Here is a 13,924-nt window from a genome sequence, read left to right as displayed (position 1 = left end):
CCGCTCCTCCCTTGCAACCCGGCCCAGCCGGTCGGACCGGGGGCTGATCGTCGGAGCAAGTGACGAGCCATGACTGTCGCATTTCTAACTGGCTGGCAGCGTCGCGCCTCTAACCAGCTTTGACAGTTATAACATAACAATATGCTGATGCCCTGTCTTCCATTTCTCGTCACAGTCAAATCGGCGATTCGAGATCTTGTCGAAGTATGTCGAGCTTCTTGCGGAACACTTTGCCATCGCTGGTTAGCGCCGTCTGGATTCTGAGGCGATGGCGGCCTCCGAAAATGTCTTCATAGTCGATCCAACCGGTGACGCATATATGCTTGGCCCCGATGTGGAGCTCAGCGAGATGGTCTGTCCGTTTCGCGGTAACATTGATCCAGTCCAATGTATGATATTTGTCAGGACCAACGACGCCCAAGCGATATTTCGCGTTGACATCGGCCTGCAGGTCATCGTCCCGTTTATCGACCAATTGGAGATCGAGGAAGATGTCCGCATTCAACGCGGGGGTAGCTCCGCAATTCCTTATCGCAATCTCGATTGCGTCAGCGGCAACATCGTATTCGGCACGATCCGTGAACATGTAGGCGCGGAGTTCTGCTTCCGACGCTTTCCGTTGCACGCGCAGCGCCTGAATCGCGACGACAACCGCGGCCAACGCGAAGATCGTAGCCAAGCTGCCGCTGACAGCGCCGATCCAACCCTGGGCGCTGCAGCCATCGCCCTTGCACCAGTCTATGGTCCGAGGGACTAAGAGAAACGCTGCTACCCCAGCGAACCCCACTAGTGCGAACGCGTAGATAACCACGCGAGCGAAATCAGCCGCCCACTTCTGCTTTGTCACCATTGCCACCCCCAATCCAGCTTGCCTATATCTTCACACTTGCTGGGTCTTGGCTAGCGCTTCGCACAACCTTCTGTGGGGCCTTAAGGCTGGTTCAGAATGCGCCGCGGGGCAGCGAGGGTTGGGGGACATTTCGGGGCTGACATCTGGTGCTTTTGGTCCCGGCGGTAAAACGACCTCGCAATGCTGGCCGGTTCTACCGCCGGTGTGGAAGTTGTCCCTCGAAGACAGATCAACCCGTGACTTCGGCTACCAGCTCGACCTCGACCAGCATGTCGGGGTCAAGGAACGGATTCACGTGGAGTATGGACATCGCCGGCCTTTCTTTTGGGAAGGCCTCAGCGTGCGCGCGGCCAACTGCCTCCCATTCGGCTATGTTGGTGACGTAGAGCTTAGTTTGAACGACGCGGTCGAGCGACGACCCGGCTTGTGCCAGTATCGGCCCTAGTTTCTCGAAGATGGCTTTGGTTTGACCATAAAAGTCGCCTTTGCACAGCACTCGGCCACCCTCTCCTGTCGCAGCGGTCGCTGAGACAAAGACCAGGCCGTTGGAAACCACGGCCCGCGAGTAGCCAAGGCGATCCTCGAAGGCAGAGCCAGAAGAGATGCGTTTCATTAGATTGTCCTTTGGTTAGATGCTTCTGAGGCCGCCATGGCCTTGAACGGATTTGTCACGCGATTGCTGGCAAAACCTGATCGATGCTCTTTTTTGCGTCGCCGTAGAACATGCGGGTGTTGTCCTTGAAGAAGAGTGGGTTCTCGATGCCGGAATAACCGGTCCCCTGGCCACGCTTGGAGACGAAGACCTGCTTGGCCTTCCAGACTTCGAGCACCGGCATGCCGGCGATCGGCGAGTGCGGGTCTTCCTGGGCGGCCGGATTGACGATGTCGTTGGAGCCGATGACGATCACGACATCGGTTTCGTGGAAGTCCTCGTTGATCTCGTCCATCTCCAGCACGATGTCATAGGGCACCTTTGCCTCGGCAAGCAGCACGTTCATGTGGCCCGGCAGACGGCCGGCGACCGGATGAATTGCGAAGCGCACGATCTTTCCGGCCGCACGCAGCTTGCGGGTGAGCTCGGAGACCGACTGCTGGGCCTGCGCCACCGCCATGCCGTAGCCCGGCACGATGATGACGCTGTCGGCGTCATTGAGGGCTGCGGCCACGCCGTCGGCATCGATCGCGATCTGCTCGCCCGAAATCTGCATCTGCGGTCCGGTGGTCGCTCCAAAGCCACCGAGGATGACCGAGATGAAGGAGCGGTTCATCGCCTTGCACATGATGTAGGACAGGATCGCACCGGAAGAGCCGACCAGCGCACCAGTGACGATCAGCAGGTCATTGCCGAGCGTGAAGCCGATGGCAGCCGCCGCCCAGCCGGAATAGCTGTTGAGCATCGACACGACCACCGGCATGTCGGCGCCGCCGATGCCCATGATCAGGTGAACGCCGATGAAGAAGGCGAGAAGCGTCATGGCGACGAGCGTCCACGCGCCCCCCATGCCCCCGGCGCCGTTGGCATACACCAGGAGTAGCAGCAACGAGAGGATTGCTGCCGTCCCATTGAGGACATGCCCACCCGGCAGCTTCTTCGCCTTGCCGTCGACCTTGCCGGCCAGCTTGCCGAAGGCGACGACCGAACCTGTGAAGGTGACCGCACCGATGAACACGCCGAGGAAGACCTCGACCTTCATGATGGCGAGCTCGACCGGGGTCTTGTGGGCGAGAATGGCGGCAAAGCCGGACAGCGCCGACCGCGCCGCCTCGTTCATGCCGGCGACCTCGCCCGCCTCGATATGGGCGTTGAAGCCAATGAAGACGGCGGCAAGGCCGACGAAGGAATGGAGCGCGGCGACAAGCTGCGGCATCTCGGTCATCTGGACGCGGCAGGCGACGTAATATCCGAGCACCGAACCGCCTGATATCATCAGGAGAATGATCAGCCAGGTGCCGACGGTCTTGTCGATCATCGGACCGAAGACGGTGGCAACGACGGCGAGCGCCATGCCTGTTATGCCGTACCAGACGGCGCGCTTGGCGCTTTCCTGGCCGGACAGCCCGCCGAGCGACAGGATGAAGAGAACAGCCGCGGAGATATAGGCGGCCGAAACGATACCGATGGTCATGATTGTGGCCCCGACTTCAAGACTTCTGGAACATAGCGAGCATGCGGCGCGTCACGAGGAACCCGCCGACGATGTTGATCGTGGCGACCAGCACCGAAAGGGCGGCCAGCGTGACCACGAGCCAGTGGCCCGAGCCGATCTGAAGCAGCGCGCCGAGGATGACGATGCCGGACACCGCATTGGTGACGGCCATCAGCGGGGTGTGCAGCGAATGCGAGACGTTCCAGATGACCTGGAAGCCGACAAAGCAGGCCAGCACGAAGACCACGAAATGGCTCATGAAGCTCGCCGGCGCCACCGCGCCGACCATCAGCAGAAGCGCGGTCGCCACGAACAGCAGGATGCCCTGGTTCTTAGTCTGCGCCTTGAAGGCGGTGACTTCGGCCGCGCGCTTCTCCTCGGCCGTCAGTTCCTTCGCCTTTTCCTTGGGCCGCTGCGCGGCGATCGCCTGGATCTTCGGCGGCGGCGGCGGATAGGTGATGTCCCCCTGATAGGCGACGGTTGCACCCCGGATGACGTCGTCTTCCATGTTATGGACGATGACGCCGTCCTTGGCCGACGTAAGGTCGCTGACCATGTGGCGGACATTGGTCGCGTAGAGCGTCGAGGCCTGCGCCGCCATCCGGCTCGGAAAGTCGGTATAGCCGACGATGGTAACGCCGTTCGGCGAGACGATCTTCTGGTCCGGAACCGTCAGGTCGCAATTGCCGCCGCGTTCTGCGGCAAGGTCGACGACGACCGAGCCCGGCTTCATCGCCGCGACCATGTCTTCGAGCCACAATTTCGGCGCATCCCGGCCGGGGATCAGCGCCGTGGTGATGACTATGTCGATCTGAGGTGCAAGCTCGCGGAACTTGGCAAGCTGCTTCTCACGGAACTCCGGCGAAGAAGGCGCTGCGTAGCCGCCGGTCGCGGCGCCGTCCTGCTGACCGCTCCCATCACCATCGGCGAAATCGAGATAGACGAATTCGGCACCCATGCTCTCGATTTGTTCGGCGACCTCAGGGCGCACGTCGAAGGCATAGGTCTGGGCACCAAGCGAGGTGGCGACCCCGATCGCCGCAAGACCGGCAACGCCGGCACCGATCACCAGCACCTTGGCCGGCGGCACCTTGCCGGCGGCCGTTACCTGGCCAGTGAAGAAGCGGCCGAAATTGTTGCCGGCCTCGATCACCGCCCGGTAGCCGGCGATGTTGGCCATGGACGACAGCGCATCCATCTTCTGGGCACGCGAAATGCGCGGCACCATGTCCATGGCGATGGCATTGGATCCTGTGGCCCTCGCCTGCTCCAGCAGGTCCTTGTTCTGCGCGGGATAGAAGAACGAGATCAGCGTTTTGCCCGACGACAGGCGGCCGACTTCATCGACGCTGGGTGGGCGAACCTTCGCGACGATGTCCGCTTCCTGGTAAAGAGCCACCGCGTTCTCGACGATCGTGACGCCGGCCGCCAAGTATGCGTCGTCGGAAAAGCCTGCTCCAATCCCGGCGCCGGCTTCCACAAGACACGTATGACCCAGCTTTTGCAGTTGCACCGCTGAGTCCGGGGTCATCGCAACCCGAGACTCGCCTGTGAAAGTCTCGCGAGGTGTTCCAATTCTCATGTTTCTATCACCGACGTCGCCGGCCTCCCTCACCTCCGTGCCCCAGGACGACGTGGTGTGACGATAACTCGCTCTGATCTGTTTGCCGGTACGACTCTACTTGGCTCTCCAAGAGAACGGAGTGACCCGCGCGTACAGCCAATAGTATTTTTCAGTCATCTGCCTGGTGCCGTAGAACCGGAAGCCCGCCGACGCGAGGAGCAAAAGCACAATCGTATCAACGGCATAATACTGAACCGCCAATATGGACCCGTTAAACAGCGCATGATGGACGAAGCGAATCGCGGCGCCGAGAAGCAGAACGTAGGGCACGAGTGTCGTGAAGTTCCGCCAGCTGTCAGCGACGCTCTTGCCGGTCCGCCAGGCGGTCCAGCCGCCAAGAATTACGGTGATGAAGAGGAACTGCCAGATGGATGCTTCTTCGTAGAGAATTCCTTGCATGTCACATACTCCCTGTAGCGCTTTAGTGCTTTCCGCCCTCGAGATAGGCGGCGCGCACCTCCGGGTTGGCTAGAAGCTCGTTGCCTGTGCCGCTCATCGTTACGCGACCGTTGACCATCACGTAGGCCCGATTGGAGAGCTTGAGCGCGGCAAATGCGTTTTGCTCGACCAGGAAGACGGTCAGTCCCTCGTCCTGGTTAAGCTTTTTGATGGCCTCGAAAATCCCTTTCACGATCAAGGGTGCCAAGCCGAGCGACGGCTCGTCGAGAAGCAGCAGCTTCGGACGCGCCATCAGTGCGCGACCGATGGAGAGCATCTGCTGCTCGCCACCGGAAAGCGTTCCGCCGCGCTGCGCTTGACGCTCCTTCAGCCGGGGGAACATTGCGAAGACTTTTTCGACGTCCTCCTTGAAGAACTTCAGATTGTCGAGATTGGCGCCCATCTGGAGATTTTCCAGGACGGTCATACGTGGAAAAATGCGGCGGCCTTCCGGCGATTGCGCAACGCGGAGGCGCGCGATTTCGTGCATCGGTAGCTTGGTAATATCCTTGCCGTCGAAAACAACGGATCCGGTGCGGGCTTGCGGACTACCGCAGATCGTCATCATCAGAGTCGACTTGCCGGCGCCATTCGCCCCAATCAGGCTGACGATCTCTCCCTTGCGGACCTCGACATCAACGCCCGCAAGCGCGCGAATATTGCCGTAGTAGGTTTCCACGCCTTGAACGCTGAGTAGCGGATTGCCCATCAGTGTCTCCCTCCCTGCGTCTCTTCGATTTCCTCGATTTCGTCGATTGCCTCCCCAACTTCGTCGTCCTCGACCCCGAGGTATGCCGCGATAACCTTCGGATCGCTCTTCACATGGTCGGGCGTGCCGTCGGAAATCTTCTTCCCATACTCGAGCACCACGACATGGTCGGAGATTTCCATGACAACCGACATGTCATGCTCGATGAGCAGAATCGACGTGCCGCAGTCGTTTCGGATGGAGCGCAGGAGTTCGTTGAGTGCGAGCGACTCGCGGGGGTTGAGGCCCGCAGCCGGCTCATCGAGACACAGAAATTCTGGCCCGGTGCACATGGCTCGGGCGATTTCCAGCCGGCGCTGGGCACCATATGAAAGGTCCCCTGCTGGATCATCTGCACGCTCGATAAGGTTTGCCCTCTCCAGCCAGTGTTTTGCGAGCTCGATCGATTCCGCCGCCGCCTTGCGATAGCCGGGCATGCCGAGCAGGCCGAGAATCGTATAGCCAGAGGCCAGCATCAGCTTGTTGTGCTGGGCGACGAGCAGGTTTTCCAAAACGGTCAGGCCTGTGAACAGCCGAATGTTCTGAAAGGTACGGGCGACCTTGGCGTCGCGGGTGATCTCGAAGTCGCTCATACGCTCGAGGAGGAAGCTTTCGCCCCCTTTCTTTCGCATAGTGATCATGCCCATCGTTGGCTTGTAGAAGCCGGTGACGCAGTTGAAGACCGTAGTCTTGCCGGCGCCGTTCGGTCCGATGAGTGCGGTGATCGCGCCCCGCTGTGCCTCGAACGAGAAGTCGTTGATGGCCATGAGACCACCGAACTGCATGGAGAGGTGTTCGATTTTCAGAATAGGATCGTTTGTCATTGTGTTCGTTCCGGGCGCCATCAACCGTGCCCTTCCTTGGTAAAGCTGCCGGAAACTGTCTTGCGCTCCTTGAGGAAGGCGGTCGGCTCACGGCTCCCGACGAAGCCGCGCGGCTTCCAGACCATGACGATGATCATCGCCAGACCGAAGATCAGCATGCGGTAGAGTTCCGGCGTGAAATCGGGACCAAAGATTTGCTTGAGAAACTGCAGTTCGCGCAGCAATTCGGTGCCACCGATCATCACCGCAGCGGCGATTGCGATTCCGACGAGCGAGCCCATGCCACCAAGAACCACGATGGCGAGGATGATCGCCGATTCCAGGAAGACAAAGGATTCGGGCGAGACGAAGCCCTGACGAACGGCAAAAAAGGAGCCGGCGAAGCCGCCGAACATGGCGCCAATGGCAAAGGCCGTCAGCTTGGTCGTCACGGTGTTGATGCCAAGCGAGCGGCAGGCAATCTCGTCCTCGCGTAACGCTTCCCACGCACGCCCGATCGGCATGCGGCGCAGGCGGATCGTGATGTAGGCTGTTAGCAGGCAGAGGGCCAGGATGAGATAGAAGAGGAAGATCTTGTAGTAGGCGGACGACATCGGCAGGCCGAAGGCCTTTGCGAAGTTGTTGGGTGCGCCGACGTCGAAGGACCAGATGCCGAAGATCGAAGCCTTCGGGATACCCGAGACGCCGAAGGTGCCACGCGTGACTTCCGTCCAGTTGATGAGAACGAGACGGATGATTTCCCCGAACGCCAGCGTCACGATGGCGAGATAGTCGCCCTTGAGACGTAGCACCGGGAAACCGAGAATCATGCCCCAGAAGGCAGCCAGGATGCCGGCGAGCGGCAGGAGGACCCAGAAGGAAAATCCGAACTGCTGTGAGAGCAGTGCGTAGGAATAGGCGCCGACCGCGTAGAAGGCGACGTAGCCGAGGTCGAGCAGGCCGGCGAGACCAACAACAATGTTCAGGCCCCAGGCCAGCATCACGTAGATGAGGATCTGGATGCCAAAGTTGTCGACCCATTTGAGCGAGCCCTGCACGCCGAAGAGTGCCACGGCCAGAGCCGGATAAAACAGCAGCGCAACGATGGCAATCTTGCTGAAATTGCGTTTGAGGAAGCTCTCCTCAGTCTCTTCGCCTGTCTGCGTCGCTGCGGCGGCCTTGTGGGCGGCCATCCAAGGGCGAACGTAAGCGACGGAGAGGAACCGGCCGACGGCGGCGACGATCACGAAGATCGCAAGCAACCACCAACGCTCCTGCAGCACAAGCTCGTTGCGGATGTTCTGTGTGCTCTCTAAGCCGACGAAGAGAACGAACAGGCCGAGCGAGATGATACCCGCGTAAAGGCCTTCTCTCAGAGCTCGCGTCGTCGGGTTGCCGCGGACGCTCAAGGGGGTGTCGATGATGTTGGCTGTGTTGGAGATGTTGGACATGGTTCAAACCTTCTCCACTTCCGGGCGCCCAAGGATACCGGTCGGCTTGAAGATCAGCACGATGGCGAGGATGGAGAACGTCGCAACATCCTTGTAGTCGATCGTGAAGTAAGCGGACCAAAGGCTCTCGATGACGCCGATGAGCAGTCCGCCGAGAACTGCGCCGGGAAGCGAGCCGATCCCGCCGAGAACCGCTGCCGTGAACGCCTTGACGCCCGGAACGAAGCCGTCGGTGAAGACGATGACGCCGTAGTACATGAGAAACATCGTGCCAGCGACTGCGGCCAGGCCTGCACCCATGATGAAGGTGATGGAGATCGTCTTGTCCACGTCAATGCCGAGCAAGGCCGCCATCTTACGGTCCTGTTCGGTCGCCCGTTGTGCTCGGCCGAGAGAGGTCTTGTTGACGATGTACCAGAAGGCCGCGAGCAAAATCGTCGTCAGAAGCATGATGATGATCTGCTTCAGCGAGAACGAGAGTCCGAAGACGTTGTAGACCGACGAAACCAGAGGTGGGATCGGCTTGTTGCGCGGACCCTGGGTGACCTGGACGAAGTTGGAGAGCGCGATGGACATCCCAATGGCGGTGATCAGCGGGGCCAGGCGGAACGACCCACGGAGCGGCCGGTAGGCCACCTTCTCGATCGTCCAGTTCCACAGCGACGTCGTGAGCATCGCCGCAACGATCATCACCAAAAGCAGGAGGACGATGGGGAGACCAACAAAGACGCTGGTGAGAATGAGAAAGACAATGAGGGCAGCAAAACCACCGAGCATGAAAATGTCGCCATGAGCGAAATTGATCATGCCGATGATGCCGTAGACCATGGTGTAGCCGATGGCGATCAAGCCATAGATGGATCCAAGCGTCAGCCCATTGATGAGCTGCTGGATGAAGTACTCCATTACGAAGTCCCCCCTTTTTTGTTGAGTTCCGATCCGGGCCTTTGGCCCCTCGCCTTGATCCTTCTGAACGAGGAGCTCTTATCTTGAGGCGGATGGACGCATATGCTCGTGCGGGCACCTGACGGACAATCAACGAATCGGTCGAACCTAATTCCACTTCGGAATGCCGAAAGTCTGTGGGTGGTTTAATTGTCTGATTTGAAAAGGAAGCACGACTGCAAACGAATGCAGGCGTTCGCTCTCTCAGATTGCGAACGCCTCACATTCTGAATTTCTAGGTGTGGGTTCCCTGAGGCGGTTGGCGTCGGCCAGGTACTCCGCAGTCAGCCATGACTACTCCGGGCGTGACGCGAGCCTTGTTGGACCGTGCGCTTCTGGCAGATCATTTTACTGCATTCAGCAGCGCCTGGACTGGGTGCAACGGTTTGAATTGCGCAAATCTTTTCGTTTGGCAGCGACAGGAAAATCCGGTCATTAGTGCCGTGCCCGTGTCGATCTGCGAAAGCTTTTCTGCCCAACTCATGTTGAAGAGGTCGCGAGACATCGTGACATGCTCGACTTCATGACCAAACATTCCCGCCATTCCGCAGCAGCCCGTAGGCACAACGCGTGCCTCCAGTCCGAAAGATGCGAAGACCCTTGCCCAGGTCCCGGGCGCGGTCGGTTTTGACGTCTTCTCGGTGCAGTGAAGAAACAACGAATAGGTTCGAGGCGAGGCATCATTCGATTTCGGCGAAATGCGGCCCGCGTCTATTTCAGCCTCCAAGAAGTCCCCGATGAACTGGATTGCGCGACCTGCCGGATAGAGATTTCTGAGATGCTTGTATTCGTGGTCTTGCATCAGCACTGCGACTGGTTCGATCCCAATGACGGGAATACCAGTGGCCAGTAACTGGCTTTGACGGGTCATCGCTGAGCGCGCTGCAACCTCGAATGCCTCCAGCTTCCCGACAACATGCGATGCCTTCCCATTGTTCGGCGGAGAGGCATTCCATACCTTGTAGCCAAGTGCGACAAGAAGTTGGCGCGCGGCGTCCACCAATTCGCCATCGAAGGTGCTCGTGAACGTATCCTCAAGCAGGATTACGGATTGCTTCTTCTCGGAGTCTGAGATCTTGGCAAGCCTTCTGATATCGCGTTCGCGCAAGCGATTCTTGTGGCTCGGGGGAGAAACCCGGGGCAAATCTGTAAGCCCTGCAGCGCGTGTAAGGCCGGCAAACTGCATCACCGCCTGCGCAAGATTTGTCAGCCTCGGCAGACGCCTGGCGATACGAAACACGCTCTCGCTATGCGCTACGATATGGTCGCGCAGTGGTCTACGTCGGTTCTCGTAGTAGCGGTGAAGGAATTGCGCCTTCATCGACGGAATGTCGACCTTGATTGGGCACTGACTTGAACACGCCTTGCAGGATAGGCACGTCGAGAGTGACTCCCGCAATGCTTCCTCAATCACCGGCAATTCAGGTGTTGGTTGTCTCCGACGGTCAACGGAGACCAACCTGCTCCATTCGCGAATAAGAGCAGCCCGTCCTTTCGGGGATTGTGTGCGGTCTCGAGTTGCTTTGTAGGATGGACACATCGGATCCGAGGCATCCCAATTGAAGCAGGCGCCGTTGCCATTGCATGCAATAGCGCGATCAAACGTTTTGGCGAGCCCGGCGTCGATCTGACGATCAACCTCGCCGCGCATCGGGACACCGTCAATCTTGTCGATCGGCTCGTTGTTCGGAGCAGCCAGCTTGCCTGGATTGAAAAGGTTATGCGGATCGAATGCGGCCTTGATGTTGCAAAGCTCATGGTAGAGCTTCGGTCCGAAGAAAAATGGCGAGTATTCGCCGCGAAAACCTCGGCCGTGTTCGCCCCAGAGCAGCCCTCCGTACTTCTTCGAAAGCTCTGCCACCTGATCGCTGATGGGACGGATGAGCGCCGCATCTTTTTCGTCGCGCATGTTCAGCGCAGGACGGACATGCAGGCATCCGACATCGGCGTGCCCATACATCCCATAGGTGACGCCATGCGCATCAAGGATCTGTCGAAACTCCCGCACGAAACCCGGGAGCATTTCAGGGGGGACCGCTGTATCCTCAACGAACGCAGTTCCCTGTTTTGTGGGTGACAGCCTTCCCAAAAGGCCGACTGATTTCTCTCTCAGGGACCAAAGCTCCGATATGACGTGGGGATCCCTCACGATCGTCCAGTCGATGAAGACTTGTGGGCCCGATTTCAACCGTTCGGCAAACGCTTCCAACTGACGATCGAGATCCGCCGTTGTGTCAGCGAGGAATTCTACAAAGTTCAGTCCGCCAACGCTTATCGCGCTGCCGCGACCAAGCACGCTCTCGATCGCAGTCCAGACTGGATCCTGCTGTGCGAGTGACAGCACCTTGTCATCGATGATCTCGACTGCGGATGGATTTGCCACGATGAGGCGTTGGACGTCCTCCAGGGCCGTCTGAAAATGCTCGTAACGGATGGGTACCAGTGCACGACAGACGGGTCGACGAACAATTCGGAGAGTAAGGGCAGTCGTAAACGCGAGCGTGCCTTCCGATCCGGCAAGCAAATATGACAGCCGGACCCGTCCATCCTTCCCAAGGATGCTTTGCAGATTATAACCGGTCAGGCCACGATTCATCTTCGGGAAGGTAGTTTCGATTTCCTCGGCGTTCTCAGAAACGACCCTCAAGACCTCGCGGTACGCACGCCCCAGAATGCTGTCTTGGCGTGCCAGTTCGGCAGCCTCTCCAATTTCGATCGGTCGGATTACTGTTGAGGTGCCGTCGGATAGAACCACATCCATCGAGTCGATGTATTCGGACGTCTTCCCATAAATTCTCGACCCTTTTCCCGATGCGTCGGTCGCGACCATGCCGCCGATGGTTGCCCGCGATGCGGTCGAAACCGTCGGTGGAAAGAAGTAACCGTGCGGCTTGAGGAAATCGTTTAGCTGATTGAGGACGACACCCGGCTGCACCCTGACGGTCCCCGCCTCCAAGTCCATCCCTTCGATCCGGTTCATATGGCGGGACGTATCTACAATGACACCTGATGTCAGCGACTGACCATTCGTCCCAGTTCCTCCTCCTCGCGGGGAGAGAGGCGCCCGCATTTGATGCGCTTGTCGGACGGCGAGAGCGACATCCAACGCGCTTTTCGGGAAAATCACGGCACCAGGCCGCACTTGGTAAATGCTGTTGTCGGTCGAGAAGACGGTACGAGAGGCGACGTCGTCCGTCACCTCGCCAGTGAAGCCGGCGCGCTTGAGCGACGAAATCAGTCGCTCGACAGCCACGGCGTTAGTGCTCTGTTCGCGCGCCAACTTTCTTACTCCCTTAGACCGCCGCCCCATCAGAGATCGGATTTCCCAACGCCTTCAGCGCATCAGCGAGCGAACGCTGCTCGGCCTCTGCGTAAAGTTCCAGCTCGTCCTGGACGGTTGCGCGAAGGCCCTCCTCGAAAGCCTCTCGGTTGGATTTTTCAGCATAGTTTTGCTGGGCGTCCGTACCGAGGTTCGATTGGAAAATTCCTGCGGCACTGACCGGCAGAAAGTCTTCGTAGGTGATCGGGTCGAACCGGATGTAGCCGCGTGCGATCAGGTCTTCGAGGTTTGTCTTCGCGAGGTCACGTGTTGCTTCCAATTCGCCCTTGCGAGTGACCGAATAGCGGAAGAATGCAAGCTCCTGCTTCCTCAGATCACTCCAATCATCAGGGAACTGCTGGAACGTCTCGACCAACCGGCTGTTATAATCGCCGGAGTTTCCACCCGACGACGCAACTTGGACGCCGCTGCGCACAGACAAAAGCAGCTGGTCGTAGAGCTTGCGGCCCTTCGGCGTCAGCGCCACGCCGCGCTGTTCGATTTCGCCGAACCGGGCGGTGTGCGTGCCCGAGGAGTTGCTCTGTGAATCCGGAAGGAAGTTGATGGTTTCCTCGAGTGCCTTGAAGCTGGTCTGTCTCAAGAGAATCGCGCACTTTCTACGCGGCGGTCCCTCGATAACGGCCTTCGGCACAATTCCACGCTTCGGCATGTTCGCTTGTATCGAATCGATATCGAGCGTGCGCGGCGTGAGATGATTGATATGCGGGCCGCGGAAACTCACCACGTCAGCGATAAGGCGATGCGCGTCGTGCAGACGCTTATAGGCGGCAAGCGTCACCGTTGCATCGCTATGCCATCTGAAGGTCTCAAGAGCCTCCTTCACAAACTCGTCGGCTTCACTTTCGCCGAGTCCTCCTGTGCCCTCGGCCTGGTCAACCAAGGCCAGCGCCCTTGCCGTGAAGATCTGCCGCTTCGAGAGAATTTCGGCCGCTTCCGCTCTCAGAGAGGTATCCTCGATGAGTTCCAAGCGCAGCAGGGACGTGAAGACGCGGAAAGGATTGCGGCTGAGTGCGCGATCGTCGACCGGGCGGAATGCGGTCGCGTGAACGGGAATGCCGGCCACGGACAAATCGTAGTATCCGACGGGGAACATCCCCATCACCGCAAATACACGGCGGATGTTGTATAATTCCTGCGTCGTTCCCAGGCGAATTGCGCCGTGACGTTCGACGCTGAGACGGTCGAGTTCGTCGTGCCTGACAAGGCTTTCGCGCAGTTCAGGGTCCCGGTCGAGAGTCTCTTTGTTTACGTCGGCAACGAGCTCCATCAGCGTGCCGTACTGCGGAACCTCAGTTCGATACATATCCGACATCGCCCTCGAGAAGCGTGTTCGAATTTCGTCGGGGTGAACGTGAGAATTTGCCATCCAAGCCTCCTGTGTATGGCCTGCGGAACGTAGGCCTCTGATCTAAGGAGGATTTTTCGCAAGTACGCGCGCGGTTCAATCAAATGATCGGACGGATATCATTCCATGCCGGAATGCCTGGGCGCGACCTGATTGGGCTGTGGCAACCGGCCAGCGAACGGTATCTTTGTCGCTGCGCGGGGAGCAAAGGTAGATACGGCAGCGTTCGTGAT

The 13,924-nt window shown here is 58.9% G+C and carries 11 protein-coding genes; all 11 read right to left on the bottom strand.

Features of this window, described 5'->3' with window-relative positions; all coding sequences use genetic code 11:
* Positions 1-175: 175 nt before the first annotated feature.
* The 11 genes from QDY28_RS30070 to hglS all read right to left on the bottom strand — a co-directional run bounded on the left by QDY28_RS30070 (position 176) and on the right by hglS (position 13,712).
* Positions 176-850, bottom strand: coding sequence for a hypothetical protein (locus tag QDY28_RS30070; RefSeq protein WP_331384807.1), 675 nt, complete (start codon positions 848-850; stop codon positions 176-178).
* Positions 851-1,079: 229 nt separating this feature from the next.
* Positions 1,080-1,463, bottom strand: coding sequence for a RidA family protein (locus QDY28_RS30065; protein WP_331384806.1), 384 nt, complete (start codon positions 1,461-1,463; stop codon positions 1,080-1,082).
* A 55-nt stretch (positions 1,464-1,518) separates the two neighbouring features.
* Positions 1,519-2,976 carry an NAD(P)(+) transhydrogenase (Re/Si-specific) subunit beta gene (locus QDY28_RS30060; RefSeq protein WP_331384805.1) on the bottom strand — a complete coding sequence of 486 codons (1,458 nt, stop codon included), beginning with the start codon at positions 2,974-2,976 and terminating at the stop codon, positions 1,519-1,521.
* Positions 2,977-2,992: 16 nt separating this feature from the next.
* Positions 2,993-4,579 carry a Re/Si-specific NAD(P)(+) transhydrogenase subunit alpha gene (locus QDY28_RS30055; protein WP_331384804.1) on the bottom strand — a complete coding sequence of 529 codons (1,587 nt, stop codon included), beginning with the start codon at positions 4,577-4,579 and terminating at the stop codon, positions 2,993-2,995.
* Between the two features lie 96 nt (positions 4,580-4,675).
* Complete coding sequence (locus tag QDY28_RS30050; protein ID WP_331384803.1) at positions 4,676-5,020, bottom strand: DUF6867 family protein; 345 nt, start codon at positions 5,018-5,020, stop codon at positions 4,676-4,678.
* A 22-nt stretch (positions 5,021-5,042) separates the two neighbouring features.
* Positions 5,043-5,768, bottom strand: coding sequence for an ABC transporter ATP-binding protein (locus tag QDY28_RS30045; protein ID WP_331384802.1), 726 nt, complete (start codon positions 5,766-5,768; stop codon positions 5,043-5,045).
* Positions 5,768-6,652 carry an ABC transporter ATP-binding protein gene (locus tag QDY28_RS30040; protein WP_331384801.1) on the bottom strand — a complete coding sequence of 295 codons (885 nt, stop codon included), beginning with the start codon at positions 6,650-6,652 and terminating at the stop codon, positions 5,768-5,770. The genes QDY28_RS30045 and QDY28_RS30040 overlap by 1 nt, the downstream gene beginning before the upstream one ends.
* A complete protein-coding gene (gene livM / locus QDY28_RS30035) occupies positions 6,652-8,061 on the bottom strand; it encodes a high-affinity branched-chain amino acid ABC transporter permease LivM (RefSeq protein WP_331384800.1) in 1,410 nt (469 codons plus the stop codon). The genes QDY28_RS30040 and livM overlap by 1 nt, the downstream gene beginning before the upstream one ends.
* A 3-nt stretch (positions 8,062-8,064) precedes the next feature.
* The gene (locus QDY28_RS30030; protein WP_331384799.1) at positions 8,065-8,967 is read right to left on the bottom strand and encodes a branched-chain amino acid ABC transporter permease; all 903 of its coding nucleotides are present in this window, start codon (positions 8,965-8,967) and stop codon (positions 8,065-8,067) included.
* Between the two features lie 382 nt (positions 8,968-9,349).
* Positions 9,350-12,286: an FAD-binding and (Fe-S)-binding domain-containing protein gene (locus tag QDY28_RS30025; protein ID WP_331384798.1), complete on the bottom strand. Its 2,937-nt coding sequence runs from the start codon at positions 12,284-12,286 to the stop codon at positions 9,350-9,352.
* Positions 12,287-12,299: 13 nt separating this feature from the next.
* Complete coding sequence (gene hglS / locus QDY28_RS30020; protein ID WP_331384797.1) at positions 12,300-13,712, bottom strand: 2-oxoadipate dioxygenase/decarboxylase HglS; 1,413 nt, start codon at positions 13,710-13,712, stop codon at positions 12,300-12,302.
* Positions 13,713-13,924: the final 212 nt, after the last annotated feature.

The organism is Rhizobium sp. BR 362 (genome assembly GCF_036528765.1).
Lineage (GTDB): Bacteria > Pseudomonadota > Alphaproteobacteria > Rhizobiales > Rhizobiaceae > Rhizobium.
This window is presented reverse-complemented; position numbering and strand designations above follow the sequence as displayed.

What these genes read in the sequence shown, in the direction of transcription:
- QDY28_RS30070 (WP_331384807.1), bottom strand. Translation starts at nt 850, where the DNA reads ATGGTGACAAAGCAGAAGTGGGCGGCTGATTTCGCTCGCGTGGTTATC.
- QDY28_RS30065 (WP_331384806.1), bottom strand. Translation starts at nt 1,463, where the DNA reads ATGAAACGCATCTCTTCTGGCTCTGCCTTCGAGGATCGCCTTGGCTAC.
- QDY28_RS30060 (WP_331384805.1), bottom strand. Translation starts at nt 2,976, where the DNA reads ATGACCATCGGTATCGTTTCGGCCGCCTATATCTCCGCGGCTGTTCTC.
- QDY28_RS30055 (WP_331384804.1), bottom strand. Translation starts at nt 4,579, where the DNA reads ATGAGAATTGGAACACCTCGCGAGACTTTCACAGGCGAGTCTCGGGTT.
- QDY28_RS30050 (WP_331384803.1), bottom strand. Translation starts at nt 5,020, where the DNA reads ATGCAAGGAATTCTCTACGAAGAAGCATCCATCTGGCAGTTCCTCTTC.
- QDY28_RS30045 (WP_331384802.1), bottom strand. Translation starts at nt 5,768, where the DNA reads ATGGGCAATCCGCTACTCAGCGTTCAAGGCGTGGAAACCTACTACGGC.
- QDY28_RS30040 (WP_331384801.1), bottom strand. Translation starts at nt 6,652, where the DNA reads ATGGCGCCCGGAACGAACACAATGACAAACGATCCTATTCTGAAAATC.
- livM (WP_331384800.1), bottom strand. Translation starts at nt 8,061, where the DNA reads ATGTCCAACATCTCCAACACAGCCAACATCATCGACACCCCCTTGAGC.
- QDY28_RS30030 (WP_331384799.1), bottom strand. Translation starts at nt 8,967, where the DNA reads ATGGAGTACTTCATCCAGCAGCTCATCAATGGGCTGACGCTTGGATCC.
- hglS (WP_331384797.1), bottom strand. Translation starts at nt 13,712, where the DNA reads ATGGCAAATTCTCACGTTCACCCCGACGAAATTCGAACACGCTTCTCG.